The organism is Oceanicola sp. 22II-s10i (assembly GCF_002210105.1).
Classification (GTDB): domain Bacteria; phylum Pseudomonadota; class Alphaproteobacteria; order Rhodobacterales; family Rhodobacteraceae; genus Pseudooceanicola.
The window spans coordinates 956674-980973 of the sequence record NZ_AQQU01000001.1 but is presented as its reverse complement, the minus strand read 5'-3'; the positions used below and the strand labels follow the sequence as shown (position 1 = coordinate 980973).

Annotated in this window: 20 protein-coding genes; 12 read left to right on the top strand and 8 right to left on the bottom strand. The window is 66.9% G+C overall.

What is annotated here, in order from left to right; translation table 11 throughout:
- Nucleotides 1-6: 6 nt before the first annotated feature.
- Nucleotides 7-3945, bottom strand: a complete 3939-nt coding sequence (locus ATO6_RS04845; RefSeq protein WP_176440828.1) for an AAA family ATPase — start codon at nucleotides 3943-3945, stop codon at nucleotides 7-9.
- A gap of 301 nt (nucleotides 3946-4246) precedes the next feature.
- Here ATO6_RS04845 and ATO6_RS04840 point away from each other — a divergent pair, with 301 nt between their 5' ends.
- On the top strand, nucleotides 4247-4489 hold the full coding sequence (locus tag ATO6_RS04840; RefSeq protein ID WP_176440827.1) for a DUF4278 domain-containing protein: 243 nt from the start codon (nucleotides 4247-4249) through the stop codon (nucleotides 4487-4489).
- A 403-nt stretch (nucleotides 4490-4892) separates the two neighbouring features.
- Here the strand turns inward: ATO6_RS04840 and ATO6_RS04835 are convergent, their stop codons facing one another.
- From ATO6_RS04835 to rsfS, 5 genes are all read right to left on the bottom strand, one after another.
- Nucleotides 4893-6233 carry a S41 family peptidase gene (locus ATO6_RS04835; protein WP_088622772.1) on the bottom strand — a complete coding sequence of 447 codons (1341 nt, stop codon included), beginning with the start codon at nucleotides 6231-6233 and terminating at the stop codon, nucleotides 4893-4895.
- 3 nt (nucleotides 6234-6236) lie between these two features.
- On the bottom strand, nucleotides 6237-7379 hold the full coding sequence (locus ATO6_RS04830) for a murein hydrolase activator EnvC (RefSeq protein ID WP_088622771.1): 1143 nt from the start codon (nucleotides 7377-7379) through the stop codon (nucleotides 6237-6239).
- The gene (gene gpmI / locus ATO6_RS04825) at nucleotides 7376-8893 is read right to left on the bottom strand and encodes a 2,3-bisphosphoglycerate-independent phosphoglycerate mutase (protein ID WP_088622770.1); all 1518 of its coding nucleotides are present in this window, start codon (nucleotides 8891-8893) and stop codon (nucleotides 7376-7378) included. The genes ATO6_RS04830 and gpmI overlap by 4 nt, the downstream gene beginning before the upstream one ends.
- A 110-nt stretch (nucleotides 8894-9003) precedes the next feature.
- Nucleotides 9004-9474, bottom strand: a complete 471-nt coding sequence (rlmH, locus tag ATO6_RS04820) for a 23S rRNA (pseudouridine(1915)-N(3))-methyltransferase RlmH (protein ID WP_088622769.1) — start codon at nucleotides 9472-9474, stop codon at nucleotides 9004-9006.
- 16 nt (nucleotides 9475-9490) lie between these two features.
- A complete protein-coding gene (gene rsfS / locus ATO6_RS04815; protein ID WP_088622768.1) occupies nucleotides 9491-9853 on the bottom strand; it encodes a ribosome silencing factor in 363 nt (120 codons plus the stop codon).
- A gap of 250 nt (nucleotides 9854-10103) precedes the next feature.
- Here rsfS and ATO6_RS04810 point away from each other — a divergent pair, with 250 nt between their 5' ends.
- Nucleotides 10104-10541 (top strand): hypothetical protein, encoded by a 438-nt coding sequence (locus ATO6_RS04810; RefSeq protein WP_088622767.1) that lies wholly within the window; start codon nucleotides 10104-10106, stop codon nucleotides 10539-10541.
- Here the strand turns inward: ATO6_RS04810 and ATO6_RS04805 are convergent.
- Nucleotides 10532-11869, bottom strand: coding sequence for a mechanosensitive ion channel family protein (locus ATO6_RS04805; RefSeq protein WP_088622766.1), 1338 nt, complete (start codon nucleotides 11867-11869; stop codon nucleotides 10532-10534). The genes ATO6_RS04810 and ATO6_RS04805 overlap by 10 nt on opposite strands.
- Nucleotides 11870-11992: 123 nt before the next feature.
- Here ATO6_RS04805 and ATO6_RS04800 point away from each other — a divergent pair, with 123 nt between their 5' ends.
- From ATO6_RS04800 to ATO6_RS04770, 6 genes are all read left to right on the top strand, one after another.
- On the top strand, nucleotides 11993-12202 hold the full coding sequence (locus tag ATO6_RS04800; protein ID WP_088622765.1) for a hypothetical protein: 210 nt from the start codon (nucleotides 11993-11995) through the stop codon (nucleotides 12200-12202).
- Nucleotides 12203-12427: 225 nt separating this feature from the next.
- Nucleotides 12428-13843, top strand: coding sequence for a 3-isopropylmalate dehydratase large subunit (leuC, locus tag ATO6_RS04790; protein ID WP_088622763.1), 1416 nt, complete (start codon nucleotides 12428-12430; stop codon nucleotides 13841-13843).
- Nucleotides 13844-13854: 11 nt separating this feature from the next.
- Nucleotides 13855-14460 (top strand): 3-isopropylmalate dehydratase small subunit, encoded by a 606-nt coding sequence (gene leuD, locus ATO6_RS04785; protein ID WP_088622762.1) that lies wholly within the window; start codon nucleotides 13855-13857, stop codon nucleotides 14458-14460.
- Between the two features lie 72 nt (nucleotides 14461-14532).
- On the top strand, nucleotides 14533-15261 hold the full coding sequence (locus ATO6_RS04780) for a hypothetical protein (protein ID WP_176440826.1): 729 nt from the start codon (nucleotides 14533-14535) through the stop codon (nucleotides 15259-15261).
- Between the two features lie 317 nt (nucleotides 15262-15578).
- Nucleotides 15579-16421: a hypothetical protein gene (locus tag ATO6_RS04775; RefSeq protein WP_088622761.1), complete on the top strand. Its 843-nt coding sequence runs from the start codon at nucleotides 15579-15581 to the stop codon at nucleotides 16419-16421.
- Between the two features lie 107 nt (nucleotides 16422-16528).
- Nucleotides 16529-17491: an endonuclease/exonuclease/phosphatase family protein gene (locus ATO6_RS04770; protein ID WP_254919066.1), complete on the top strand. Its 963-nt coding sequence runs from the start codon at nucleotides 16529-16531 to the stop codon at nucleotides 17489-17491.
- 2 nt (nucleotides 17492-17493) lie between these two features.
- Here ATO6_RS04770 and ATO6_RS04765 read toward each other — a convergent pair whose 3' ends face one another.
- Entirely contained in the window at nucleotides 17494-18366 is an 873-nt protein-coding gene (locus tag ATO6_RS04765) for an epimerase (RefSeq protein ID WP_088622760.1), read from the bottom strand.
- A 93-nt stretch (nucleotides 18367-18459) separates the two neighbouring features.
- Between ATO6_RS04765 and ATO6_RS04760 the strand changes: the two genes are divergently transcribed.
- The 4 genes from ATO6_RS04760 to ATO6_RS04745 all read left to right on the top strand — a co-directional run bounded on the left by ATO6_RS04760 (nucleotide 18460) and on the right by ATO6_RS04745 (nucleotide 24226).
- A complete protein-coding gene (locus ATO6_RS04760; RefSeq protein ID WP_088622759.1) occupies nucleotides 18460-19380 on the top strand; it encodes a LysR family transcriptional regulator in 921 nt (306 codons plus the stop codon).
- A 57-nt stretch (nucleotides 19381-19437) separates the two neighbouring features.
- Entirely contained in the window at nucleotides 19438-20544 is a 1107-nt protein-coding gene (gene leuB / locus ATO6_RS04755; RefSeq protein WP_088622758.1) for a 3-isopropylmalate dehydrogenase, read from the top strand.
- 67 nt (nucleotides 20545-20611) lie between these two features.
- Nucleotides 20612-21598, top strand: a complete 987-nt coding sequence (locus ATO6_RS04750; protein ID WP_088623412.1) for a DMT family transporter — start codon at nucleotides 20612-20614, stop codon at nucleotides 21596-21598.
- 105 nt (nucleotides 21599-21703) lie between these two features.
- Nucleotides 21704-24226, top strand: coding sequence for a penicillin-binding protein 1A (locus tag ATO6_RS04745; RefSeq protein ID WP_088622757.1), 2523 nt, complete (start codon nucleotides 21704-21706; stop codon nucleotides 24224-24226).
- The last annotated feature ends 74 nt before the right edge of the window (nucleotides 24227-24300 follow it).

Genomic DNA, 24300 nt, shown 5'->3' with positions numbered 1-24300 from the left:
GACGGGTCAGGCCGAGAGCCGCCAGAGCTTTGGCAACGGGATACCTAGCCGCGCCAGGTGGCGGTCCCGCTCGGCCCCGGCACCGGCGATCCCGGTCCGGTCGAGCCGGTCGAGCGCATTGGCCGCCGCATAGCTCATCGCCCGGTCCTCTGCCGCCGCGACAGAAGCCTGCCAGGCCTTCTGCGCCTTCTCGGCCTTGCCCTGCCACCAGAGGCTGTCGCCCTCGGCCAGGGCCGCCATCGGCACGCCGGCCCGGTATTGCCGCCCGATCCGTTTCGCGGATTTCGTGACGGTCGCCAAATGGCCCTGCAGATCCTCCAGCGGCATCCCGCGCTCATGCAGGGCCCAGAGCAGATCGCAATAGATCGGCGCGTTCTGCGTCATGTAGACCTGCGGCCGTTTCGTCCGTGCGACGATGTCCAGCGCCGCGACCAGCGACGCCCGCGCACCCGCGTCGTCCCCGTCGGCCAGCGCGAGGGTGGCCGCGGTGTAGTTGAACACCAGACGGTTGTTGTCGTTGGCGTCGACCGCGTTGGCCGGATCGTCGAAGAGCCTCTGCATCGCCGCGACGTCTTCCCACATCTCGTCCCATCGGGACAGGCACAGAAGGTCCCGAGACCGTCCGTTGTGCGACCAGATGATGCCATGCACGACACCACGGTCCCGGCTGGCGGCCAGGGTGACGTCGGACCAGCCCCTTGCCTCCTCGAACCAGCCCTCCAGCCGCTTCAGATTGGCGAGGGTGGAGGTCGAGGTTTCCCAGGTCTTCCGCTCTCCGCAGGCCTCGGACACGGCCATGGCATGGCGGAAATACCGCTCTCCATCGGACCAGCCGCCCTTGCCGGATTCGTAATTGCCGGAAACCATGTAGACCCAGCCCTCGGTCGGCGGATCGTCCAGACGGTCGACGATTTCCAATGCGCGTTTCTGCAGAGCGTCGCCATCCAGCGCCCAGGGCAACGCGGTCGAAATCAGCGCCATCCCGATATAGAGCTTGGCGAGTGTCGCGCTGTCTCCGCCGGCCTTCCGGGCGAGGTTCGCGCCACGCAGGATCTCTGACAGGGCGAAGGGGATTTTGTTCAGCTCGTAATGCAGTTCGGACAGCATCATCGTCGCGTCGGCGGCAAGGATGATCGGGGCACGCTCGTCGGCCGGCATCTCCTCCCGGTGGGGTTTCAGCCGAAAGGCCGCATAGCCCGAGATCAACCCCCGAGTCGCCTGGCCGCCTGTCTCCGGCGGCGGCCGGTCGAGGTCCGAGATGCAGCGCTTCAGGAAATCCTCTGCCCGCTGGTACTGTCCGATGGCGCGCAGCGCATAGGCGATGTCATAGCGCCATTGTGCCGCCGCCAGACCGTCCGCGGCGCGCTGCGGGGCGATGGCCAGGGCACGTGTCAGGAAATCCACGACTTCGAGGTTCGCATAGGCGCGCTTGGCCCCCTCGGCGGCCGCCGCGAGGTGGGCGATTGCGGCATCGTGATCCTCGGCCCGTTCCGCATGGTGCGCCATCAGCGCGAGGTCGGACTGGTCCGGGCTGTCCCCGGCGCGGCGCGCGATCTCGGCGGCGGCCCTGGCATGCAATGCCCTGGCGTTTGCGCTGACCAGCGAGTGATAGGCCGCATCCGCGATGATCGCATGGTGGAAATGCCAGTCGCCATCGGCACCACCTTCAATCAACCCGGTGGCGGCGATCTGCTCCAGATGAGTGTGAATCGTCTGGGCATCGGCCGAGGGATGGATGGCGGCCAGGGTCACTGCATCGAAGGTCCGGCCCAGCACGGCGGCGGTTCGGATCGTCAGTTGCTCTGCCGGAGCGAGGCGGCTGATCTGTTCCAGCACCGCCCCCGCCGCATCGGCCGGAATATCGACATGGGCCAGACCGGATTCGCCGAGCCGAAGATGGGCATACCCCCCTTCGACCGGGACCAGTCCGCGTGCCGCCAGGGCTTGCACCAGGGCAACGGTAAAAAGAGGATGCCCCGCGGCCGTCTGCTGCAAGAGCTCCGCCAGGGGCGATGCGGATGCGCGGGCACCCAGTGCCTGGGCCGCAAGCAGACCACTGTCATCCTGCGTCAGCGGCGCAAGGTGCAGCACCTCGATCTGCTCGGGGTCGAGGAACCGGCGTGCCTCCGTCGGCAGGTCGTCCGGCTTCAGCGCGCGCGTGACAAGGCAGACAGAGACCGGGGCCGACCGCCCAAGTTCATCCAGCAGCTGCCAGGTCGCGGAATCGAGCCAATGGGCGTCCTCCACCACCAGCACCGATCCGTCGTGCGGCAGACGCCGAGCGATCAGCGACACTGCAAGCTCCCGCGTCTGTTCGGCGCGCCCTGCACCGACCAGCGCGCGGGAGCGGTCCGTCTCGGGAATGTCGACGGGCAACAGGGGCGAGAGCAGCGGCAAGAGTGCTTCCGCCTCCGCCCCCAGCGTATCGAGCAGCGCGGTTTGCCAGACGGCCAGCAGATCGTCCGGGCCAAGGTCCATCAGCTCCGAAACCAGCGGCACCACGGGCGCGTAGCCGATCGCGCGCCGGATGCTGTCGGCCTGGATGCTCGCATGGGGGACATTGGCCACGTCCATTTGCTGGCAGAACCAGTCCGCGAGGCGCGATTTCCCCATCCCGGCCTCGCCGGTGATGAAGAGATCGGCCTTCTCGCCCGCTTTCAGGCGGACGATCGCGGCACTCATCAGGTCCTTTTCGGCCTGCCGCCCGATCATTTCGCCCGCATGTGTCAGCCCGCCCAGCCGTTCCTGCGTGACCTCGAACACGGCGGCGGCCCCCTCCTGCCCTTTCAACTGTAGCCGCGAGACCTCCCGCGTCTCGAACCGTCGCGCGATGCGGTCGCGCGTCGCGGCATCGAGCGTCAGCGGCGCGGCCCCGGCGAGGCACATCGCGGCAGACCGGTTGACGCAATCGCCGATGACAACGTGCTGGAGGTAGGGATCGGCCCCGATCAGCCCGACAAAGACCTTGCCGGACGCCACGGCGGCGATCATTCCTTGCCCGGTCAGCGCCTGTGCGGCGCGCACGGCCCTCTCGGCGCCGTCCTCCCAGGCGCTGGTGGCCAGGCCCCAGGCCGCAAGTGCGACGAACCCCTTGTCGTCGCAGCAGGTCTGCAACAGCGTCCCGCCTTCCGCCTCGACCTGAGAAACGATCCGGCCCAGCGCCGCAGCCGCGTCGGGCAGATCGGCCTCACCGTCGAACGAAAAGCCCGGCACGCGAAGGAACAGCACCGAGATCTGCCGGAACTCCGCGGCCCAGTCGGGGCCCAGCGCAAGCCCGGCGCGCTGATGCGCCCGCAGCCAGGGGCCGGCGTCCAGGGGGGCGGGGGCAACGCCGGGCATCGGCTCGGCCTGCATTGAGGTGACGATGAGTTCTGCCCCGATCAGGTCAGCGGCAGCAGCGGTCAGGCGCACACCCTCCGGACTCAGCGCCAGATCTTCCACCGCCCGCAGCGCCGGTCCGCAGAAGAGGCTCTGACGACCGGTCGGATCATCGATATCCACCAGCCAGGCCGGGCCAATACTGACGCCCGCCCGCATTTCGAGCGGCGTTTCAGTCGTCGCGATTCCGGCAATCCGGTTCTGCACCGTCAGGCCGCAAGCCACCGCCCGGCGCACCGCTGCCTGGGGCGCCCCGACGGACGGCCAGTGCGCCGCCACCGCATCCCCGGCGTAATAGAGGACCGCGCCCCCATGACCCGAAATCACCTCGCTCACCACGCTGAAGACCGCGTCGATGGACTGCTGCACCAGTTCGGCACCGCGCTCCGACCTTGCAACCGTCTCGGCGCCCATGCGGGAAAAGCCTGAGAGGTCGCAGAAAAGAACCGCGCCCTCGCAGGCCAGCGCCCGCGGCTCCGCAGGGGCAGGGCCTGTCAGCAAGGCCCGCGCCGTCGTCGGCACCAGCACCGCTTCTGTCAGCACAGACGATTCGGTTGTCATTTCCATGGACATGAATCCCCCCTCCGTCGGGATGAAGCCCGGCAGGTTAACCTAGGGTAACTATGTTGCCTGTATGCAGCTTTGGCCAGCCTGCTCCTTGCTTTGGACGGCTTTAGGATCGCCAGCCCGTTTCCGGACCGCCCTTTGCTGAAAAGTCCGCGCCGCAAGGAGCAGGGCCAGAGGTGTGATCTGTTTCACCAGTGGGTTGTGACCCGGGTCACAGCGGGCAAACGCGCAAACAGGCAAAGTCATCTCAGCGTTCACGAGACGCCAAATGAAATCAAACACCAAACCAAGGAGAATACAGATGGCTAAGCTTATTTACCGCGGCGTGGAACATGATGGCTTCAAAGAATTCGTGGCCCGCACCCCCAAGGCCATGACCTATCGTGGCGTCCGGCATGACGGCATGTCCTCGCAGACCGTAACTGCGCGCCGCAATATCGAGTTGCGCTATCGCGGCGTCGCCCATGTCATCGCAGTCAACGGCACCCGCATGGTCGCAACTCCGATTACCCGCGAGATCCCGCACAACGCACTCGCAGCCTGACGCGCCTAGGCCGCCCGGCCGGATGCCGGACGGCCGAGATCATACCGGCCTGATCTGCCGCCCATGTCCTACAGTTAGGTAGTGACACCGCCACTGGCAGAACGGGCCGGTTTGCCTGACCGTCGATTGGATTGCCGCAGACCCTCGACAAGGCATTCACGTGGCCCGGCGTCAAAGGGCCAAAGTGACCATCGTGCGCTTCGCGTCCAACGACCGTCCCAAAGACTTAGGGCCTTGGACAACCTGAGCGCGCCGTTGCGCGTGCAAAATCAGCCTGGCGCCCTCTGTATTAGTTTGTCCTCGAAGCAGACATTGCACTTCGGACCTCCCCATTTCGTATGAGCATGACACATTAAAAAAGGGGGCCCTGCGGCCCCCTTCCTTCGTTCCTCGATCCCAGCACTTACTTCGGCGCCAGCGCCGAGTAGCCCTTGAGGATGTCGATCGCATAGGCCAGCTGATAGTCGTCATCCCGCAGCTTGGCGGCCTCTTCGGCCTTGGCGCGCTCTTCCTCGATCTGCCGGATCTCGTCCTCGGACAGCGAGTCGTTGGACAGGGCGCCGCGCAGGTCCGCTTCGGACCGGGACCGGCGGGCGGCGCTGGTGGCGTCCTCCTCGTCCTCGGCTTCGGGGTTGCGCGGGGGCTGTGCCACGACGATGTCCGGCGAGATGCCCAGCGACTGGATCGACCGGCCCGACGGCGTGTAGTAGCGCGCCGTGGTCAGGCGCATCGCGCCGTCGCCACGCAGCGGCATGACCGTCTGGACCGAGCCCTTGCCGAAGGACTTGGTGCCCACCACGATCGCGCGGCGGTGATCCTGCAACGCGCCCGACACGATTTCCGATGCCGAGGCCGAGCCGCCGTTGATTAGCACGACCATCGGCTTGCCGCCGATCAGGTCGCCCGGCGTGGCGTTGTAGCGCTCGCCGTCCTCGGGCGCACGGCCACGGGTCGACACGATCTCGCCCTTGTCGAGGAAGGCGTCAGAGACCTTGATCGCCTGCGTCAGCAGACCGCCGGGGTTGTTCCGCAGGTCCAGCACGACGCCGTTGATGTTGTCGATGCCGCCAGCCGCGTCGATCTCCTTTTTCAGCCCCTCTTCGAGGTTGATGTAGGTCTGGTCGTTGAAGGTGGTGACCCGCAGGACCACGGTCTTGCCCTCGGTCCGGGCGCGGGCGGCGGTCAGCTTGATCGTGTCGCGGATGATCGAGATGTCGAAGGGTTCCGCCGTGCCCTCGCGCACCACGGTGATCACGATCTCGGACCCGACCGGGCCGCGCATCAGGTCGACCGCGTCGTCCAGCGTCAGGCCCAGCAGGCTCTCGCCGTCGACATGGGTGATGAAGTCACCCGCCTCGACGCCGGCCTCGGCCGCCGGGGTGCCGTCCATCGGCGACACGACTTTGACGAAGCCCTCTTCCTGCGTGACCTCGATCCCCAGCCCGCCGAACTCGCCACGGGTCTGGACCCGCATGGCCGAGGCATCCTCGGGCGACAGGTAGCTGGAATGCGGGTCGAGCGAGGACAGCATGCCGTCGATGGCAGCCTCGATCAGTTTGCCCTCGTCGACCTCTTCCACGTATTGCGCGCGGATGCGTTCGAAGATGTCCCCGAACAGGTCGAGCTGTTCGTACACGCTGGTCGGGCGGGAACTTTCCTGCGCCAGCAGCGGTGCGGCGACCTGGGTGCTGACCAGAACGCCGGTGGCGATCCCGCCGGCTGCGGCGATCAAGAAGCGTCTCATGAATTACTCATCCTTCGTCGTTCTGAACCAAGTTTCGGGGTCTTGCGGCACGTTGTCCTGCCGGACCTCGATATAGAGCGATTCCGTGCGGTCGCTCCCCCCGCCTGCACCAGCCTGCTGAAGGATGGCACCCGCACTCGGGTCCCGCCCCCCCATGAGGCCCACCGGATTGCCGGCCGGAAGCACCTCGCCGGCAGCACCATAGACCACATCGAGTCCGGCCAACACGAAAAGAGTACCCGCTTGCGGCTCAAGGATCATCACGTTTCCGTAGCTGAGAAGCGGGCCCCGATAGCGGATCGTGGCCGCCGTCGGTGTCGTCACAAGCGCGCCCGGACGGGTCGCGACGACGATGCCCTGACGGGTCACGCCGGCGGCGTCGGTGTCGCCAGCGCGGCGCAAGATCGTGCCCTCGACCGGCAGCGGCAACGTGCCCCTTCGCTCGGTGATGTCGGGCAGCGATCCCGGCGCCTCGTTCTCGGCGATGTCGGTCAGGCCGGATGCGAAGGCCTCCAGCGTCTCGGTCGAGGCGATCAGCAGCGCGGTCTTGACCGGATCCTCGGTGAACCGGCGTGGCAGGCTGGTGCGGTCGGCCACCGCCTGGCTGAGCGCGGCCCGCGCCTGCTGCACGCCATCCAGCCCGTCACGCAGCCGGGCGGCGGCGGCATCCTGCAGCGCATGCAGGTCGCGCGCCTCTTCCAGCATCCGGCGCAGTTCGGTCACGCGGGTTTCCAGGGCGGGGGCGACATCCGACAGGATCATGCCGGACCGCGCGGTGCCGACCGGGCCCGACGGATGCAGCATCCGCACCGGCAGCGGGTCGCGCGTCATGGTCTGCAAGACCCCCAGCAACTGCCCGATCTCCGCCTCGCGTGCGTCCAGCTCGGCCTGCAGCTCGGCCTCGCGCAGCGACACCCGGCGCAGCCCCTCGCGCATCGCGCCCAGCCCGGTTTCGAACGCGCGCAGTGTCGCCGTCAGCGCCTTGACGCGGTCGCGGGCATCCTCGGCGGTCGCCAGTTGAGCCGACGCCTCCTCCAGCGCCTTCGCCGCCGCACGGGCCTGCGCGCCGGGATCGGGCGCCTCGGCCATGAGCGCGGGCGGCGTCAGCGCAAGCAGCGCGGCGAAGAGGGCGCGGCGCAGGGTCATCCGATCAGGCTTTCCCCCGTCATCTCGGGCGGCTTGGGCAGTTCCATCAGTTCGAGGATCGTCGGCGCGAGGTCGGCCAGCCGTCCATCGTGCAGCACGGCGCCCTCGGGTCCGCCGAACAGGACAACCGGCACGAGGTTCGTCGTATGCGCGGTGTGCGGCCCGCCGGTCACGGGATCCACCATCACCTCGCAATTGCCGTGGTCGGCGGTCAGCACCATCGCCCCGCCCGCCTGTTCCAGCGCCGCGACGACGCGCGCCAGGCCACGGTCCACCGCTTCGCATGCGGCAATGGCCGCCTTTAGGTCGCCAGTGTGGCCTACCATGTCGGGGTTTGCGTAGTTGGTGACGATCAGGTCATAGCCGTGCTCGATCGCCGCGACGAAGCGGTCGGTGACCTCTTCGGACGACATCTCGGGCTGCAGGTCATAGGTCGCGACCTTGGGCGATTTCGGCATGAACCGGTCCTCGCCATCCTCCGCGACCTCCTTGCCGCCGTTCAGGAAGAAGGTGACATGCGGATATTTCTCGGTCTCGGCCAGACGGAACTGGCTGCGCCCCTGCCGCGCGACCCACTGGCCCAGCGTGTTCACGATCTCCTGCTTGGGATAGCAGGTGGACATGTAGGCGTTGTGGCCCTTGGAATACTCGACCATGCCCAGCAGGGCCGCCAGTTTCGGGCGGGGCCCGGTGTCGAACCCGTCGAAATCCGGTGCACCGATGGCCGCGAGGATCTCACGTGCCCGGTCGGCGCGGAAGTTCAGGCAGAACACGCCGTCGCCGTCCCTGACGCCCGCGTAGCCCCCCAGAACGGTCGGCGTGATGAATTCGTCCGTCTCGCCGTTCTCGTAGCCTCGCGTGATGGCCGCATGCGCATTGGTGCTGCGCTGGCCTTCGCCCTTGATCATGGCCGTGTAGAACTCCGCCACCCGCTCCCACCGGTTGTCGCGGTCCAGCGCGTAGTAACGGCCCGACAGGGTGCCGATGCTGGCGCCGTCGGGCAGCCCTTCCTCGATCTCGCCGAGGTAGCCGTAGGCCGATTTCGGCGCCACGTCGCGCCCGTCGGTGATCGCGTGCAGCACCACCGGCACACCGGCCCTTGCAACGGCGCGGATGGCGGCGAGGATATGGTTGGTGTGCCCGTGCACCCCGCCGTCGGACGCCAGCCCCATCAGGTGCGCGGTGCCGCCACTGGCCTTCAGCACGTCGATGAAGTCGTTCAGTGCGGCGTTTTCGAAGAACGACCCGTCCTCGATGGCCAGGTCGATCTGGCCGAGGTCCATCGCCACCACGCGGCCCGCGCCGATGTTCGTATGCCCGACCTCGGAGTTGCCCATCTGTCCGGTCGGCAGACCCACGTCCGGGCCATGGGTGATGACACGCGCATGCGGGCAGGTCGCCATCAGGCGGTCGTAGGTCGGGGTATGGGCGAGGTGCGGGGCGTTCGCCTCGGTCCGGTCGCTCAGACCCCATCCGTCCAGAATGCACAGAACCACCGGTTTCGGTGCCGTCATCACTGCCTCTCCGCTGCCCGGCCCCTACCTAGTGCGGGCGGGGGTGGAATGTCCACAAGGCCGGGGGCCGCTACGGGTCGGATGAGCGCATTTGTCACCGGAGCGGGCGCTCATTCGCGGTGATAGGGCGATCCGGCAAGGATCGTCGCGGCGCGGTAGAGCTGTTCGGTCAGCATCACGCGGGCCAGCATGTGTGGCCAGACCATCTTGCCGAAGGACAGCGACCAGTCCGCCCGGGCCCTGAGCGCCGGGTCGATCCCGTCCGCCCCGCCGATGACAAAGGCCACGTCCTGCGCCCCGTCGTCCCGGTGCCGGGCCAGCCGGTCGGAGAACTCGGGCGAGGTTATCACGCGGCCGCGTTCGTCCATCGCCACCACCACGGCGCGGTCGGGGATCGCCTTGTCCAGCAGAACCGCCTCGGCGGCCATGCCGCCGCCCTTGCGGTCGTCCACCTCGACAACGGACACCGGCCCGAGCCCGAGGGCACGGCCGGTCCGGTCGAAGCGTGTCAGGTAGTCGTCGATCAGCGCACGTTCAGGCCCCGCCCGCAGGCGGCCGACGGCACAGATATGCACGCGCATCAGGGCGCGGGCGCGATCAGACGCGGGATGCGGCGGCCTCGGTCGGCAACCACATCTTTTCCAGCTGGTAGAACTCGCGCACTTCGGGGCGGAAGACATGGACGATCACGTCGCCCGTGTCGATCAGCACCCAGTCGCCCGTCTCCTTGCCTTCCATCTTGCAGGACCGGCCGAGGTCGGACTTGATCCGCTCGGACAGTTTCTCCGCGATGGCGGACACCTGACGGGACGAACGGCCCGAGCAGATCACCATGTAATCCGCAATCGAGGTCTTGCCGCGCAGGTCGATCTGCACGATTTCCTCGGCCTTGTCGTCGTCAAGCGATGTCAGGATAAGCGCGAGGAGCTCTTCGCTGGTCGCGTCTTTATGGGGCTCCATCAACGCAAGCCCCTTGTCAGCGGCAATGGCCGCGTCGAGGTCGAATGACAGGACATTGTCCTCCCGGTCTGCACACCGTCAGAGCCCCGGTGCTGGGCATGTCCTTAACGTAACAACAAAGATGTGCCGTTTCAATGAAACCGGGACACATGCTCCGGGTTCCGCCGATTTCCCATATCCGGGGATTGCCGCGCCTGACCGGCCTCGTCAATCTCCCCGGATTGGCGACCGACCGGAAACCACGCCAGACATGCCGATTTCCTTTGCTTTTCCCGCCGGAACCGACCTGGTCATCATCAGGCTGATCGGTCTGGTGTCCCGTGCCGAGAACGACGCATCGCGCCGCGCCGTGCTGTCGCATCCCGGCACGCCGGGCATGCGGCGGCTGCTGACGCTGACCTCCGACCTGTCGGGGACCGAGGTCGACTCGGCCGACATGCGTCGCACCGCGCACGCGCTGGCAGCCTCGGCCGTCGCCCGCGCCCGACCGCTCAGCGCCGCGATCAGCGCCAGAGACGACTCGCTGGGGTTCGCCATGGGGCGGATGTTCCAGTCCTTCGCCACCGGTCTGCCGGGCTTTGCCGAAACGCAGGTCCTGACGCCGCCGCAGGCCGAGGACTGGGCGGGGCTGGACGAGGCGTTCGACACGATCCTCGACCGTGACGGTCATCTCATCGTTCAGGACTGATCCGCCCCGCCGCGCGTTTCCAGAACCGATCCGTCCAGCACCTTGACCTCGCGCTGCGGGAACGGGATCGAGATGCCGTTGGCCTTGAACGCATCCCAGAGCGCCAGATAGACATTGCCCCGGATGTTGGTCAGCCCCTGCGTCGGGTCGCGGATCCAGAACCGCAGGATGTAATCGACCGAGCTGTCGCCGAAGCCCACGATATGACAGACCGCCGGCTTGTGGGTCAGCACACGCTCCACGCTCATCGCCGCCTCGATGGCCACCTTGCGCACCACATGGGGATCGTCGCCGTATGCCGTGCCAAAGAAGATGTCGAGCCGTACGAAATCGTTGGAATGGGACCAGTTGACGACCTGACCGGTGATCAGGTCCTCGTTCGGGATCAGGTATTCCTTGCCGTCCCGCGTGGTGATCGACACGTACCGCGCGCCGAGGCTGTTGATCCAGCCGAAGGTCTCGCCGAGGCTGATGACGTCACCGGGCTTCACCGACTTGTCGAGCAGAATGATGATGCCCGAAACGAGGTTCGACACCACCTTCTGCAGGCCGAAGCCGAGCCCGACACCGATCGCGCCCGACAGCACGGCAAGGCCGGTCAGGTCCACCCCGACCGCCCGCAGCCCGATGAAGAACGCCGCGCCGTAGAGGATGACCTGCAGGAACTTGACCACCAGCACCTGCATCGAGGGGCTGATGTCCTCGACCCGGTTGATGTTCGCCGCACTGGCATGGGCAAGGAACCGCGCCACGGTGAACAGCGCGGCCAGCATCACCATCGCCTGCAGCAGCAGCCACAGCGAGAAACGGGTTTCGCCGATGCTGAAGGCCACGGAGTCGAGCAGCGTATGCGTCTCGTCCGTCAGCCCCACGATGATGAGCGTCGCCCAGATCCAGCCGCCGATCCGGACCAGTGACCGCAGCAGGTTGTTGGCGATCAGGCGCGTGACCAGTGCAATGGCGAGGTAGGCGAAGGCGAGGCTGCCGATGATGGTCAGCAGGTAGGACCGGGATGGCCATGTCGCCTCGCGCATCAGCCAGACCAGCGGCCAGATCATCGCGACGAACAGGATCAGCCGCATCCGCCTGTGCAGCAGCAGCGCGAACCGCAGGCGCCACTTGGGCCACCCGTCGCGTTCCCGCAGCCAGGCGTGATACCGGGGGCCAAGGATACGGGACCCGACCTCTGCCAGCACGATCAGCCCGAGGGCGATCAGGATCTGGTAGAGATTCCACTGCCGCATCAACCCGTTCAGAAAGAACTCGGTCTGCTTGTAGAGACCCTCGAAGATCTCTCGCGCGATCTCGCTCGTCTGGTATGGGTGCATCGCTCCGCCCTTTGGGTAACTGATCCTGCACCACCCCGCGGGGTCCCGGCAAGCCTGCGGTCCTCCGCCGACATTCTGCACCGCGTCGTGACCCGACCGGCCCGGATGTGCGAGACTCAGGGCATGGCACATACCGACTCGCGCACAGACGCCCCGCTCAGCCGCTTCACGCAACCGGCCCGCGCGGCCCGCGACAGCTATCTGCTTCAGCGGTACCGCAGGGCCCTCCTGTCCCATGGCACGGGACCCAAGGGCATCCTCATGGTCGCCGACCGGGATCCGGATCGCGACCGTGCACAGGCGCTCGTCTTCGGCCAGCCCGACGGCGCCTGACCCGGCGGGCCTTGTCCCGCTTCGCTGCACTGCCGCGTGCCTCGCACTTGCGGGGCGCGCGGTGCAGGCGTATCACACCGGGCATGAAACGTATCTTCGACATGGATGATCGCGCGCGCCTGCCCTGGCGCTTTTTCGGCGCGTCCCTGACGGTTCTTGCCAGCCTATAAGGCCGGCCCTTCCCCGATTCCTGATTTTCGAAACAAACACTCCAGGAGAGGACTCATGTCCCCCAAGACGCTCTACGACAAAATCTGGGATGCCCACGTGGTCGACCAGTCCGATGACGGCACCTGCCTGCTCTACATCGACCGCCATCTCGTGCACGAGGTCACCAGCCCGCAGGCCTTCGAAGGTCTGCGCATGTCGAACCGCAAGGTCCGCGCGCCGGAAAAGACCATCGCCGTGCCGGATCACAACGTCCCCACGACCGGCGACCGCGACGCCAAGATCGAGAACGAGGAAAGCCGCATCCAGGTCGAGGCACTCGACAAGAACGCGCGTGACTTCGGTCTGAACTACTATCCCGTGAACGACATCCGTCAGGGCATCGTCCACGTGGTCGGCCCGGAAAACGGCTGGACCCTGCCCGGCATGACCGTGGTCTGCGGCGACAGCCACACCGCGACACACGGCGCCTTCGGTTCGCTGGCGCACGGGATCGGCACGTCGGAGGTTGAGCATGTGCTCGCCACCCAGACGCTGATCCAGAAGAAGTCCAAGAACATGAAGGTCGAGATCACCGGCAAGCTGCGCCCCGGTGTGACCGCCAAGGACATCACCCTGTCGGTCATCGGCCGCACCGGCACCGCCGGGGGCACCGGCTATGTCATCGAATATTGCGGCGAGGCGATCCGCGACCTGTCGATGGAAGGCCGGATGACCGTCTGCAACATGGCGATCGAGGGCGGCGCCCGCGCCGGCCTGATCGCGCCCGACGAAAAGACCTTCGACTACGTCAAGGGCCGGACCCACGCCCCCAAGGGCGCCCAGTGGGAAGCGGCGATGAACTGGTGGAAGACGCTCTTCTCCGATGACGACGCGCATTGGGACAAGGTCATCACGATCAAGGGCGAGGACATCGCGCCGGTCGTGACCTGGGGCACCTCGCCCGAGGACGTGCTGCCGATCACCGGCGTCGTCCCCGCGCCCGAGGACTTCAAGGGCGGCAAGATCGAGGCGGCCCGCCGTTCGATCGAATACATGGGCCTGACCCCCGGCCAGAAGCTGTCGGACATCGAGATCGACACCGTCTTCATCGGCTCCTGCACCAACGGCCGGATCGAGGACCTGCGCGCGGCAGCCGAGATCCTGAAGGGCAAGAAGATCAAGGCCGGTCTCCGCGCCATGGTCGTGCCCGGTTCGGGCCTCGTCCGCGCTCAGGCCGAGGAAGAGGGTATCGCGCAGGTGTTCAAGGACGCCGGTTTCGAATGGCGCCTCGCGGGCTGCTCCATGTGCCTTGCCATGAACCCCGACCAGCTGGCCGAGGGCGAGCGCTGCGCCTCGACCTCGAACCGCAACTTCGAAGGGCGTCAGGGCTACAAGGGCCGCACGCACCTCGTCTCGCCCGCCATGGCGGCGGCGGCGGCCCTGACCGGGCGGCTGACCGACGTGCGTGACATGATGACCGAAACCGCCTGAGGACCCGACATATGGAAAAGTTCGAAAAACTCTCCGGGATCGCGGCCCCCATGCCGCTGGTCAACATCGACACCGACATGATCATCCCCAAGGTCTTCCTGAAGACGATCAAGCGGTCGGGCCTCGGCGTGAACCTGTTCGACGAGATGCGCTATGACCGGCAGGGCAACGAGATCCCCGATTTCGTGCTGAACAAGCCGGCCTATCGCGAGGCGCAGATCCTCGTGGCGGGCGACAACTTCGGCTGCGGCTCGTCGCGGGAACACGCCCCGTGGGCGCTGGCGGATTTCGGCATCAAGGTGGTCATCTCGACCTCCTTCGCGGACATCTTCTTCAACAACTGCTTCAAGAACGGGATGCTGCCCATCGTGCTGCCGCCCGAGCAGGTCGAGGTGCTGATGAAGGACGCCGAGAAAGGTGCGAATGCCCGGATGGAGATCGACCTCGAGGCGCAGACCGTCACCGCCTCGGACGGCGAGGTGTTCCACTTCGAGATCGACCCGTTCCGCAAGCACTGCCTGCTCGAGGGCCTCGACGACATCGGCCTGACGCTGGAAAAAGGCGCGGCCATCGACACGTTCGAGGCCTCGGCCTCGCAGGCCCGTCCCTGGGTCTGACCTGATACCGGCGGCCCGGTCACCGGGCCGCCGACTTCCCCCCCGGGGCCACTTGACCGGGACGCGCGGGACATGCGGATCATCTTCAGCCGAAAGGGCGTCGACAGCGCGGCGGGCGGATGCGCCTCACCCATCGTCGACGGGCGGCTCTTGTCGCTGCCGATTCCCGCACCCTTCGAGCGCAGCCTCACCACATATGACGACCTCGGCCTCGGCGACCTGATCGAGCGCCAGAGCCGCGGGCGCGTGCGCCGCGATGCGCTGGCCCATGCGGATCCGGAGTTTCACGCGGGCCGCGTCGCCTTTGGCCAGACCGGCGCTGCCCTGTCCCACCTGGAGAACCAGGGCGTCGGACCGGGCGATGTCTTCCTTTTCTTCGGCGTGTTCGACCACGACGGGCGCCGCGATCACCGGATTTTCGGCTGGATGCGGATCGAGGCGATTCTCAGCCCCGCCGACGCAGACGGCCCTCGCGCCCCGCTCGGTGGGTCCTTCGCGCATCCCCACACGCTGGCGGGCTGGGGCGCCGGGAACACGATCTACGTCGGCCCCGGCGCTTGCGGTGCACCACCCGATCCCGCCCTCTGCCTGACTGCGCCCGGCGCCGCGTTGACGGACTGGCGGGTGCCCGGATGGCTGCGCGACAGAGGCCTGAGCTATCACGGCGCACCGGGACGATGGACGCCCCCCGACCGTTTGCGGGCGGTCGCGCGAGGGCAGGAATTCGTCACCGACGTGACCGGTCATGCGGCCGCCGCATTCTGGCTTGAGAATGTGATCGAGCGAATTTCGGCAGGCTGATCCATGTAACCACTGATTTGCTCGCTGTGGTTGTGGTGATTTTTCACCTAACACCCTGAGATTGCGGGTGATTTGAGATCAATATGTTGAGACAGCACCCGCTATTGCCACAATTCTGCCCGCAGATTGATGCAAGAACGCACCAGTCGGTCCCTTCAATAGCCTCATTTTCAACGTCAATTGCGGGTGACGCTTGAGCCCCGTTCCCAATCGCGGCAACAATTGGGCAATATTGAGGCATCCGCGACCCGCGGGTTCAAGTTGGAACACAGGGGCGGCGACGTACCGCTCCGGGCCAGTTTGAAGGAAAACGAGCTGTGATCGTCCGTCTGACCGGCGCGCTTCTGCGTGCACTCCTGGTGGCGCTTGTCATCGCAACCCCGGCGCTTCTGTTGCCCGAGGTCGAAGCGGATTCCGCCCAGGTGGTGGCGCTGATGGCGCTGATCGCCGGAACCTTCGTGTTCCTGGAATACTTCAGCCGCTATCCCTCGATCATCGAGTTCCGCTTCGCACCGCCGTTCAACCGGCTGCGGTTCTTCGCGATCTTTGCCGTCGTGCTCCTCCTGACGGTCTCGACCGCCGGGGATCATCTGGAAACCCCGGTCGCGGCGCTGTTCCGGGTGCTGGGCACGATCTTCAGCCAGGCGCTCGATTTCCCGTATTCGCCCGTGCACCTCGTCCTGCTCGCGCTGCCCGAAGGCACCCCGCCCGCCGAGGTCGCGATGGTCCGCGACGCCGCGGGCATCTCGTATCTCGTCGCGCTCTGCGCCCTGCTCGTCTTCGCCTACCTCGTCAAGGTCAAGGGTTGGCCGGGCCGCTACGGCGCGTTCAACGTCTGGATCAACCTGCCGCTGTTCGACCCGACAGGCGGCGGAGACGTGCTGAACCGGCTCAAGCGGGACTCGGTCGTTAACGTGGTCTTAGGGATCCTTCTGCCATTCCTGACCCCGGCAGCATTCAAGCTGGCGACATTTGTGGTCGGGCCGGTCTCGATCACCGACCCGATGACTCTGATCTGGACGCTGACGGCATGGTCCCTGATCCCGGCAAACCTCGTCATGCGCGGCATCGCCCTGATGCGCATCGCCGATATGATCGAGCAGAAGCGCCGCCGCACCTATGCCGAGGCGCGGACCGAGGAACAGTTCCAGGCCGCCTGATCGCGGCGCTTGCGACGCTGCTGATCCTCGCGACTCAGTCCGTCGCGGCGGATCACCTGCGGATCGCCTATTTCGACTCAGAACTGGCCCGTGACGGTCCCGGCCTGTTGCTGCGCGACATTCAGCGTGGCGACCCTCAGGTCGCCGCCGTGCAGGCCGTGATCGACCGTGCCGGTGCAGAAATCCTGCTGCTTGCGGGAATAGACCACGACGGTGCGGCACAGGCGCTGTCCGCGCTGAACGCGGGTCTGGCCGAACCCTACCCGCATATCGCCGGGCTGCCCGGCAATGCCGGTATCGACAGCGGGCTGGACCTGAACGGCGACGGGCGGCGTGGCACGCCGCACGACATGCAGGCATGGGGCCGGTTTTCCGGTCAGGGCGCGATGGCCCTCCTGTCCCGCCACGCAATCGACCACGACGGCATCATCGACCTGACCGGCCTGCTGTGGCGCGACCTGCCGGACAGCGGGATCGTGGACCATAACGGTCAGCGGGGCGCCGCGGCCAAGGGGGCCGACGTTCTGCGCCTGTCCACCGGCGGACACTGGATCGTGCCGCTGATCCTCCCCGGCGGCGGCACACTGACCCTGCTGGCCTTCAGGGCCGGCCCCCCGGTCTTCGACGGACCCGAGGACAGGAACGGCTGGCGCAACCGGGACGAGGTTCTGATATGGCGCCACCTCCTCGACGGTCGGCTGGGCCCTGCCCCGGCGCCGCCGCTGATCGTTGCCGGTGGCGCGAACCTCGACCCTGCGGATGGCGAGGGGCATCGCGACGCGATCCGCACACTTCTGTCGGACCCCCGCCTGCAGGACCCGCGTCCGGCGACGCCCGGCGGCTCCATCGCCGCCAATGCAGGGCACAAAGGTGATCCCGCGCGCGACACCGTCGACTGGACCGATCCCGTCCCCGGCAATCTGCGGGTGGACTACCTGCTGCCCTCGGCCGGGCTGAGGATCCGGGCCGCCGGCGGGATATGGCCGCCGCCGGACGATCCATTTGCCCCGACCGTGACGACGGCCAGCCGCCACCGGTTGATCTGGGTGGACATCGCCCTGCCCGACTGACCTCAGGCCAGCGGTGCCACGGCCCGGCGCAGGATTTCTGCCTGCGGCGTCGGACGGTAATCCGGCAGCAGCCGCTTCAGCGCCCCGCCGCCCAGCCGGTGCGGCATCGACCAGAGATAGCGCATCTCGAACACCCCGCCGAGCACCGGCATCACCGGCCGCAGCAGCCACAGCGGCCACCACGCCATGCGACGCACCGTGACGGGCTGACCGACAACCGGCGCCAGCGCCGCGCCGAGATCCCTTGCCGTCAGCGTCAGACCTGGATCGGTCACCACCGTGAACCGCTCCAGCGTCTCAGCCCGCTCCGTCAGCATCACCGCGATCCGCGCGGCATCCGGCAGCCAGCACCACGCATGCGGCGCATCGAGCGCGCCGGGATAGCTGAGCCGCCCCTTCCATACCTTGGGCGCGATGAACCGGTCGAACCAGTTGCCCGAGGCGCGGTCGTCGATGAAATCGCCACAGACCAGCATGATCGTCCGCACCCCGCTCTCGCGATAGAGCGCCTCCATCCGCCGCCTGAGCAGACCGAGCGGATTGCCCGCCCGCTGCGGGCTGGCTTCGTCGAGGTCCGGCGCACTGCCAGCGCCAAAACCATAGACATTGGCGGCGAGGACCACCGGCACGTCCTCGGCCAGCGCCGCGGCAATGACCTGTTCGTGCAGAGGCAGGAACTGCGCCGCCCACAGGTCATAGCTGGGCGGGTGCATGCCCATGACGATCGCATCGACGCCCCGCGCGGCCTCGCGTAGATCGTCGCGAGCCCGGTCGAAGCGGCGGATGGTCCAGCCTGCCGAGGCAAAGGCGTCAGCGGTATGGCGCCCGAACTTGCCGCTGGCGCCGGTGATGAGGACTGTCTTCGGTTGGGTCATCGGGGTCTCCTTTTCGATCAACTGCCCCGGATCTGCGCCACGACCCTTTGAATTGGAATTGCCCAATATTTCGCTTCATGTATTCAATTATGAATGACCTCTCCTCTCGCCCGCATCGACTGGACCCTCATCGAAGCCTTCCTCGCCGTGGCCGAGACAGGATCGCTCTCCGCCGCCGCGCGCCGGATCGGGGCCAGCCAGCCGACCCTCGGGCGACACATCCAGAGGCTTGAGACGGAAACCGGCCAATCGCTCTTTGCCCGCCACCCGCGCGGGTTCGAGCTGACCGAGGCCGGGCAGGCGATCCTGCCCGCCGCGCGGCGGATGCAGCAGGCGATGGCGGACATCGCCCTGACCGCCGCCGGACGCGACAGCGCACTCAGCGGCACCGTCCGGATAACCGCCAGCGAAGTCGTGTCGCACCATATCCTGCCGGGCATCATCGCCCGCATCCGGCAGGCGGCACCGGACATCCAGATCGAACTCGACGCGCGGGACACGACCGGCAACCTGACCTTTCGCGAGGCGGATATCGCCGTCCGCATGTATCGCCCGGAACAGCTCGACATCGTGACGCGGCACCTTGGCGACATCGAAACCGGCTGCTTCGCCGCGCGTAGCTACATCGACCGTCATGGCCGTCCGACCGGCCCGGACGACCTGATGACCCACGCCCTGATCGGCTATGACCGGACCGAGCTGATGCTGCGCGCCATGCGCGATATAGGCTGGCCGGTCAGCCGCACCGATTTCGCCACCCGGTGCGACAACCAGGTCACCTACTGGGAACTGGTGCGCGCGGGTTGCGGCATCGGTTTCTTCCAGGCGCAGATCGGCCGCGCCGACCCGGCGGTCGAGGAAATCCAACTCGGCCTGCCCCTGCCCGGCCTGCCGGTCTGGCTGGCGGCGCATGAGGCGGTGCGCCGGACCCCGCGCATCGACCTTGTCTGGACCCACCTCGCCGAGGGCCTGTTGCCGCACCTCATGCGCCCCGGCCAGACGGCGGTTTCTTGACCGCCCCCGGCCAAAGGGATAGGCGATTTGCGGAACGGGAAAAGGAAGGACAGGCTCATGAGCAACCCCTCGCTCCTGATCCTCGCGGGCGACGGCATCGGCCCCGAGGTGATGACCGAAGTTAAGAAGATCATCGACTGGTTCGGCGCGAAACGGGGCATCGCCTTTGACGTGTCCGAGGACCTCGTCGGCGGCTGCGCCTACGACAAGCACGGCACGCCGCTGCACGACGACACGATGGCCAAGGCGCAGGAGGTCGACGCCGTCCTGCTGGGTGCCGTCGGCGGCCCGAAATACGACAACCTCGACTTCTCGGTTAAGCCCGAGCGCGGCCTGCTGCGCCTGCGCAAGGAGATGGACCTCTACGCCAACCTGCGCCCCGCGCAGTGCTTTGACGCGCTGGCCGATTTCTCCTCGCTGAAAAAGGACGTGGTGGCCGGGCTGGACATCATGATCGTCCGCGAACTGACCTCGGGCGTCTACTTCGGCGAGCCGCGCGGCATCTTCAAGGAAGGCAACGAGCGGGTCGGCATCAACACGCAGCGCTACACCGAGAGCGAGATCGAGCGCGTCGCGCGGTCGGCCTTCGAACTGGCGCGCCGTCGCGGCAACAAGGTCTGCTCGATGGAGAAGGCCAACGTGATGGAATCCGGCGTCCTCTGGCGCGAGGTGGTGCAGAAGATCGGCGACACCGAATATCCGGACGTCGAGCTGAGCCACATGTATGCCGACGCGGGCGCGATGCAGCTGACCCGCTGGCCCAAGCAGTTCGACGTGATCGTCACGGACAACCTGTTCGGCGACCTGCTGTCCGACCTCGCCGCTATGCTGACCGGCTCGCTCGGGATGCTGCCCTCGGCCAGCCTCGGCGCGCCGATGGCGAACGGCCGGCCCAAGGCGCTGTACGAGCCGGTGCACGGTTCGGCCCCCGACATCGCGGGTCAGGGCAAGGCCAACCCGATCGCCTGCATCCTGTCGTTCGCGATGGCGCTGCGCTATTCGTTCGATCTGGGCGACGAGGCCACCCGCGTCGAGCAGGCGGTCGAGAAAGTGCTGGCCGACGGTCTGCGCACCGCCGATCTTTTGGGCGAAGAGGGCAAGGCACCGGTCAGCACCGCCGAAATGGGCGACGCGGTCGTGGCTGCGCTCGACGCCTCTCTCTGAACCCGGTCCGGCGGCCCTAAGATGGGGCGGGACGTAAGACAAAGCGTCCTGCCACATGGGGCCGCCGATGGGACACAATGCCAAAGGGGCGGGCTTTGCCCTGCTCGCCTTCGCGATCTACGCCACGCATGACGTGGTGGTTAAGACACTGGGGGGACAGTACGCGTCCTTCCAGATCGTCTTTTTCAGCGTCCTGTTCGGCTTTCCCCTCGCGATGCTGGCCCTGATCCAGGATGTGACGCCGGGCACCCTGCGCCCGGTGCATCCGTGGTGGAGCCTCGCCCGCGTCGCCGCCGCCGTCTGCGCCGGGTTCAACGTGTTCTACGCGTTCTCGGTCCTGCCGCTGGCGCAGACCTACGCCATCCTGTTTTCCGCACCGCTTCTCGTCACCGTCTTCGCGATCCCGATCCTTGGCGAGCGGGTGCGTCTGAGGCGGTGGACGGCGGTCATCATCGGCCTGTGCGGCGTGCTGGTCGTCGTGCAGCCGGGCAACGCGGAGCTCGGGCTGGGACATCTCGCTGCGTTCATCGCGGCGATCAGCAGCGCGCTGGCCTCGGTCATCGTGCGCAAGATCGGGCGCGAGGAGCGGGCCATCGTGCTGATGCTCTACCCGATGCTGGCCAACTTCTGCGTCATGGCCGTGCTCATGCCCTTCGTCTACAAGCCAATGCCGATTGAACATCTCGGCCTGACGGCCCTCATGTCCGTTTTCGCCTTCATCGGCGCGAACCTGATGATTCAGGCCTACCGGCGCGGGGAGGCGGTCATCGTCGCGCCGATGCAATACAGCCAGATCGTCTGGGCCATCCTGTTCGGCGCGCTGATCTTCGGCGAGCATCCGACGACGACGACCCTGATCGGCGCGGCAATCGTCGTCGGCAGCGGGCTCTATATCGTGCTGCGCGAGGGCCGGATGCACGGCGACACGCAGGCCCCGGTGCTGCGCACGCGGTCGCGGTTCGAAACGGGCACCTTCCTCAGGATCGGACCGCTTCTGCGGCTGCGCGAACGGCGCTCGGCGGCGCGGGAAAGGGCGGGGCCTGCCGCTGAATGACAAGTGTCGTCACGAACGGCGTCCGCCTGCCTATTCAGGCCGTTGTGTTTTGCGTCATTCCGCCGTTCGGCCTATATAATGGCCTGAAATCCCAAGGGGCGCGACGTGATCCGATTCATTCTGTCATTCTTCGGTTCGATCTTCACACTCGTGACGCTCGGCATGGCCGTCGTCGCGCTGTCGATCGGCGCCGTGTTCTGGGTCTATGGCCGTGACCTGCCCAGCCACGAGAGCCTCGCGCAGTATCAGCCCAAGACGATCAGCCGGATCTATTCCGGCGAGGGCCGGATCATCGACGAATTCGCCGTCGAACGCCGCCTGTTCGCCCCTGCGGAAGAGATCCCGGACCTCGTGAAACAGGCCTTCATCTCGGCCGAGGACAAGAACTTCTACAGCCACGGCGGCTATGACACGCGCGGGATGGTGGCTGCGGCCGTCGATGCGGTGAAGTCCCGCGGCAAGGATGTGCGCGGGGCATCGACGATCACCCAGCAGGTGATGAAGAACTTCCTGCTGTCCGGCGACCGCAAGATCGAACGGAAGATCAAGGAAATCATCCTCGCCACCCGGCTCGAGGAATCGCTGCCCAAGGAAAAGATTCTCGAACTCTACCTGAACGAGATCTTCCTCGGTCAGAACTCCTACGGCGTCGCCGCCGCCGCCCAGACCTATTTCAACAAGACGCTCGGCGAACTGGCCCCGCACGAGGCGGCGATGCTGGCCGCCATGCCGCAGGCGCCGGGCCGCTATCATCCGGTCACCGCAAAGGCGCGGGTGACCGAACGGCGGAACTACGTGCTGCGCGAGATGATGGAGAACGGCTATATCACCGAAGCCGTCTATCGCGCCGAGGTGCAGGAACCGCTGCGCTCGGTCCAGAACGGCGACTTCACCGGTTTCAAGGAAAGCCTGCCGCCGCGCGACTACTTCACCGACGAGATCCGCCGCCAGCTCAGCCGCGACTTCGGCGAGGGCGAGTTCCTGACCGGCGGTTTCGCCGTCCGCGCCACGATCGAGCCGGACATGCAGGTGCTGGCCGCACATGCGCTGCAGACCCAGCTGGAAAACTACGACCGCGGGGCCGGCCAGTGGCGCGGCACCGGCAAGACGATACCCGAGGAAGAGCTTGGGTCGGAGCAGGCCTGGCGTGACGCGCTGGCCCGCACCGACGTGCCGCGCGACATCGATCTCGATTCGCAGTGGTATCCCGCCGTGGTGCTGGAGATCGGCGAACAGGAGATGCGGATCGGCATCGAGGGGGTCGAGGAAACCGCCGCCGAACCGCATGTCATTCCGCGCAAGGACATCTCGTGGATCCGCGGCAGTTTCCGCGACAACTTCAACCGCGGCGACGTGGTGCTGGTCCGCCGGATGACCGAGGATGACGGCGGCGCCTTCATCCGCTGGACCCTGCGGCAGGTGCCCGAGGTCGAAGGCGGCTTCATGGCGATGGACGTGAACACCGGCCGCGTGATCGCGATGCAGGGCGGGTTCAGCTACCAGCACTCGGTCTTCAACCGCGCCACGCAGGCACGCCGCCAGCCCGGTTCGTCGTTCAAGCCCTTCGTCTACGCCGCCGCGCTGGACAGCGGATATACCCCCGCAACGATCATCATCGACGCCCCGATCGAGGTTGAGACGGCCCAAGGCATCTGGCGGCCGCAGAACGCCAGCCGCGAATTCTACGGCCCCACGCCGCTGCGCACCGGGATCGAACGGTCGCGGAACCTGATGACTGTGCGCCTTGCGCAGGAGGTCGGGATGGACGTCGTCGCCTCCTACGCCGAACGCTTCGGGGTCTACGACAACATGGGCCAGTTCCTGGCCAACGCGCTCGGGTCCGAGGAAACGACGCTGTTCAACATGGTCGCCGCCTACGCCATGTTCGCCAACGGCGGCGAGCGGGTGGAACCCACGCTGGTCGACCGAGTGCAGGACCGCTACGGCAAGACGATCTACCGTCACGACCGGCGCGACTGCGTCGACTGCGCCGATCCCGCGCTGCCCAACCACGCCTCGCCCCGCATCGTGTCGAACCGCGACCGGGTGATGGATGCGATCACCGCCTACCAGCTGACCTCGATGATGCAGGGCGTCGTCCAGCGCGGCACCGCATCCGGCTCGGTCAAGCTTCCGGTGCCGACGGCGGGCAAGACCGGCACGACGAACGACGCCAAGGATGTCTGGTTCATCGGCTTCACCTCGAACATCGTGGCCGGCTGCTACATCGGCTACGACGAACCCCGGTCGCTGGGCCGCGGCGCGTCGGGCGGCGGATATTGCGGGCCGGTGTTCCAGCGCTTCATGTCCGAGGCGGTCAAGAAATACGGCGGCGGCAAATTCCGCATCCCGCCGGGCGGGCATTTCATCAAGATCGACCGCTTCACCGGCGCCCGGCTGGCCGATGACGCTTCGGGCCCGAACGTGGTGGCGGAATACTTCCGCGACGGCGAAGAGCCGATCTTCGGCATCTCCTTCGACGGCGGTTTCGCCATGGGGTCGAACCTGCCGCTGTTCGAGGAAGCCCGCGGCGGCCAGGGGCAGGAGGTCACCACATCGACCGGCCGCAAGGCCGTGGTGGGGCCGAAAGCGAACTTCGGCACGCTGTCGTCGGGTGGCCTTTACTGATGACGTTCCGGTGATACGGCGCTGACCCGGCGCCGTATCGCCCCATCTGCTTGCCGGGGGGCGTCCGCCACGGT